The 4,056-nt window shown below is 48.0% G+C and carries 4 protein-coding genes; all 4 read right to left on the bottom strand.

All coding sequences use genetic code 11. The features are described 5' to 3' along the window. Positions 1 to 33 precede the first annotated feature (33 nt). The 4 genes from Q0668_RS17645 to Q0668_RS17660 all read right to left on the bottom strand — a co-directional run bounded on the left by Q0668_RS17645 (position 34) and on the right by Q0668_RS17660 (position 3,804). Positions 34 to 774, bottom strand: a complete 741-nt coding sequence (locus tag Q0668_RS17645) for a DUF1559 domain-containing protein (RefSeq protein WP_298867019.1) — start codon at positions 772 to 774, stop codon at positions 34 to 36. 152 nt (positions 775 to 926) lie between these two features. After that, complete coding sequence (locus Q0668_RS17650; protein ID WP_298867021.1) at positions 927 to 1,976, bottom strand: DUF1559 domain-containing protein; 1,050 nt, start codon at positions 1,974 to 1,976, stop codon at positions 927 to 929. Positions 1,977 to 2,075: 99 nt separating this feature from the next. Then, positions 2,076 to 3,131 carry a DUF1559 domain-containing protein gene (locus Q0668_RS17655; protein ID WP_298867023.1) on the bottom strand — a complete coding sequence of 352 codons (1,056 nt, stop codon included), beginning with the start codon at positions 3,129 to 3,131 and terminating at the stop codon, positions 2,076 to 2,078. A 61-nt stretch (positions 3,132 to 3,192) separates the two neighbouring features. Further along, positions 3,193 to 3,804, bottom strand: coding sequence for a pyridoxamine 5'-phosphate oxidase family protein (locus Q0668_RS17660; protein ID WP_298867025.1), 612 nt, complete (start codon positions 3,802 to 3,804; stop codon positions 3,193 to 3,195). Positions 3,805 to 4,056: the final 252 nt, after the last annotated feature.

Raw genomic sequence — 4,056 nt, forward strand, 5'->3', positions numbered from 1 at the left:
TTTTCATATTCGCCTCAAACTGCTCGGACGTTGCTACCGAATTTTTTTCTTTTCAAAACCGCTAGTCACAAACTTTTTATTCGGTACTGCAGTCTGCTCTTTCGTGGCATGCGGTTGCATGGCGGCGAACATTTCTAGGATTTTGGGAGCAGTCTCATCAGAAAAAAACAAGACTGAGCCGTCAGCAAACAGTAGATGACCGCCATGACAGGGAGGGCAGCCAAAACTATCCGGACCGTCACAGAGTTTTGATCCCAGTGGTCGCCAGTTAAACGGATAACCCCACGGTTGAAAGTTACCAGCGACTTCTCCCACAACCCAAGTATGTTCAGTGCCGTTCTCCATCTGCTCAAAGGTGACACTACTGTTGCGATGTAACAGATTAGGGTTTCCTAGATAATGAGTCAGAGCAAAGCCGGTATTGGTATAATTCGCATCAACTCCCGGAATCATCCACCTACGACGCGCCTGCTCAAAGTGTTCCTGGTTTTTCGTATGATCCCACGGTACATGAAAGTCGACCATGTTAAAAGTAGGGCTGGCTTCACAAAAGGGAAGTAGCATGATCAACCAGCCGTGCATGGCCACATTATCATCGTCTCGAATTGTGCCTCCAGGTGGTAAACAGCGATGCGTCTCATGATAATTGCGGAACGCCAGTCCGAGCTGCTTCAGAGTTTTTTTGAAGTTGACCTGCGAGCGGCTTCGCGTGCTTGTTGAATGGCCGGTATGAGCAATGCAACCAGCAGGATGATGATACTTAAAACGAAGCACAGCTCTACCTTGGTCATACCCGCCCGACGTTGATTCGGCATGTTGCAATTCCCTTCCGCTTTGTCACTTCAGGACGATGATGGCACACTTCAAGCTAGTACCATCATACTCTTTGCGAAATGGCGGAAACAACACTTTTATCTGGCAGGGTCTCATTTCTGCAAACGTTTCTGCATCTGCTGTAGCGTTTTCACGTTCGCCTGAAACTGCGCTGGTGTTGTCGCTTTGGACAGTGAGGTTGCCTTGAGCGCTGTTGCAACGTCTGTAGTGGAGTCGATCTGTAAAAAGAAATAAGAGACAGGTATAACCAGCTTTTCTTGGTCTCTTTCTTCTTCAGTCAGATTTGCATAGAAATAAAGTTTCATCACCAGGGGTCTTTCTTCGGCATCTTGCAGCACATTTGCAAAATAGTAGTTTTCTCCTTGTGGATTTGATAATAATTCGATGCGTTCCCATCGAAATGTTCCTGTTTGGAAAGTAGTAGCAGGTTTGGTGGTCTGCTCTTTTGTGGCGATCGGAGGCGCAGTAGCGAGTTGCAGTAATATTTCAGGAGCGGTTTCGTTTGACAAAAATGAAACTCTGCCATCTGCAAAGACGAAATGGCCGCCATTCCAAGCCGGGCGACCATAGCTCTGAGGTCCATTACAGAGTTTTGTTCCCAGAGGTCGCCAGTTATATGGATAACCCCATGGTTGATAATTTCCGGCGACTTCGCCTATGGCCCAGGTATGAGCGGTACCGTTTTTCATCTGCTCAAAGGTGACATTACTGTTGCGATACAACAGATTGGGGTTTCCTAAATTATGGATAAGCGAAAATCCTGTGCTGGTAAAATCATCTTCAATACCTGGCATCAGGTACATAGGATATGACTTACTAAGTACATAGCTGTTAACAGGATTGTCCCAAGATTTATTGAAATCGATCCTGTTGAAATATGAATTTTGACTGAGATAAGGGAGAAGCATTGTCAGCCAGCCATGCATGGCCTGACCATCTTCGCGGATGACACTCCCTGGTGGATAACAAAGGTGTGTCTCATGATAATTGTGGAGCGCCAGTCCGATGTGCCTTAGAGTATTTTTGGATGTCGCCCTGCGAGCGGCTTCTCTCGCTTGTTGAATGGCCGGCAAAATTAGTGCAACCAGCAGGAGACAAATTCCCAGACAGACACCGACATTAATCCAGCGTTGCTTTGCCATGATTCGATTCCTCTCCGATCAGTCACCTCAGGATGTTGATGATGGCACACTTCAAGCTAGTACCATCATACTCTGGGCAAAATGGCTGAAACAACACTTTTATCTGGTGGAGTCTTTTTTCGGCAATTGTTTCTGTAACGCCTGTAATGTTTTCACATTCGCTGCCAACTGCTCGGGGGTTGTTTCTTGGGACATTGAGGTTTCCTCTAATGCCTGGGCAATGTCTGTAGTGGTATCGATGCGTAAGAGGAGATGCGGCGAAGGGCCGCCTTTCTTCCGTGGTCCTTCTGATTTCTCAACTATAAATACATTAATGACCAGCAGCTTTCGGTCCCCGTTTTCCATCGCGTTACCAAAATACTTGTGCTTGCTTTCTGAGTCAGACTCTAGCTTGATGGGTTTCCAATTAAAAACCCCCGTTTGAAAAACTTGATCGGGGGCGGCGGTCTGTGCTGCGGTTGCTACGGGAGGTGCCGCCGCAAAGCGTTTCAAGATGTCGGGCGAGGTTTGATCAGAAAAAAAGGAGGCGCTGCCATCCGCGAATAGCAGATGACCGCCGTTCCATTCGGGAAGTCCATAACTGTCTGGTCCTTGACAAAATTTGGTTCCCAGCGATCGCCAGTTGAAAGGATAACTCCACGGCTGAAAGTTGCCGGCCACTTCGCCCACCAGCCAGGTATGCGAGGTCCCATTTTCCATTTGATTAAAAGTAACACCACTGTTGCGATGCAAGAGATTCGGGTTCGCCTGATAATGAGTCAACCCAAATCCAGAATCGGTATAATGTTCATTAACGGCCGAATTTAAATAAACGGGAAGCGCCGAATCAAAGACGAAAGTGTTGCGGGGACTCTGCCAGGATTCGTCCAAGTCAAGCCAGCTATAAACCAGGTTATCATCAACATAAGGGAGAAGCATCGTCATCCAGCCCTGCATGGCGGTATCGTCTTCGCGGATGATCCCGCCGGGGGGCAGGCTTCTCTCTGCTTCATAGTAATTCAGGAAAGCCAGTCCGATTTGCTTCAAATTATTTTTTGAATTGATCATGCGGGCCGCTTCTCGCGATTGAAAAACGGCTGGCGAGACTAATGCGAAAACCAGCAATGCCAATCCTAGTAGCAGGCCCATTGTTATCCAGCGTTGTCCCGACAGCACTACGCATCTCCTTTTTGATCATGATCCTATTTGAATTGATCTTGTTTCAGATATATCAATCTCAGGCGTATTTCCAATGTCCTTCCCATTTGTCAGTCCAGTGAAACTGTGCGGCGAGATGGCCGTTGCGTCTTAGTTGTAACCAGTCGAGATGTTCGATGCGGCATACAATCACTGCAAAGTTTTCGTAGCCCAATTGTGCTTCTTCATCATTGGGGAGTCGATCAAAGAGATAATCGGGCAGATTGGGAAGCGCGCTCTCTGCTTTGGTGCCGGGAGGGGAAACGGTGATATAACCCCGGCGGTGTTCGGAACTGCTGTTGTTCCAGTGTTGCGCTGCAAGTTCATCATTCGTATGAACTGTTGCAGTACCTCTCAAGCGGATTTGCACGCGGGTGATCGGATCGTAGGTTACCCATTCGACATTGGGAGCGGCATTGATTTCGCTGACTTTAGCGGCGCGTTGATCTGTATAACAGATGAGTTCGCGTGCTTCGGTTTCTACGACTCTCAAAACCACGGTGCGGACGCGTGGGCGATCCGCTGCTACTGTCGCCAGGTTTCCCAGCCGCCAGGGATGTGTCTCTGTCTCAGCGGCGGCCTTCAGCTGCTGCCAGGTTTCATCCAGGATCGTACTGACGTTTGTAGGATTGAATTCAAATTGTCTGTTCATGACTGCTCTGTTCTGATGTTTGATTCAACGGGGTTAATGGTTCTACATTCATTCTGCTCGATCTTAGACGCCGGTCAAGCAAAAGTTCGAAAACTTTAGGGACACTCATGTGCTAATGTCTCATCTTTCGGATGATAGAGCAGCGCGACGGGTAAAAGAACCAGCGCCAGTCCGAGAAAGACATGGCTCATCGGCCAATCCAATTTAGTGCAGAGCGTTGTAAATATTTGAAAACTGAGGGCCGAGATCACG

Source organism: uncultured Gimesia sp. (assembly GCF_937910335.1).
GTDB lineage: Bacteria > Planctomycetota > Planctomycetia > Planctomycetales > Planctomycetaceae > Gimesia.

Bases quoted from the DNA above. Each gene is read 5' to 3' on its own strand.
- Q0668_RS17650 (WP_298867021.1), bottom strand. From the start codon at position 1,976: ATGGCAAAGCAACGCTGGATTAATGTCGGTGTCTGTCTGGGAATTTGT.
- Q0668_RS17660 (WP_298867025.1), bottom strand. From the start codon at position 3,804: ATGAACAGACAATTTGAATTCAATCCTACAAACGTCAGTACGATCCTG.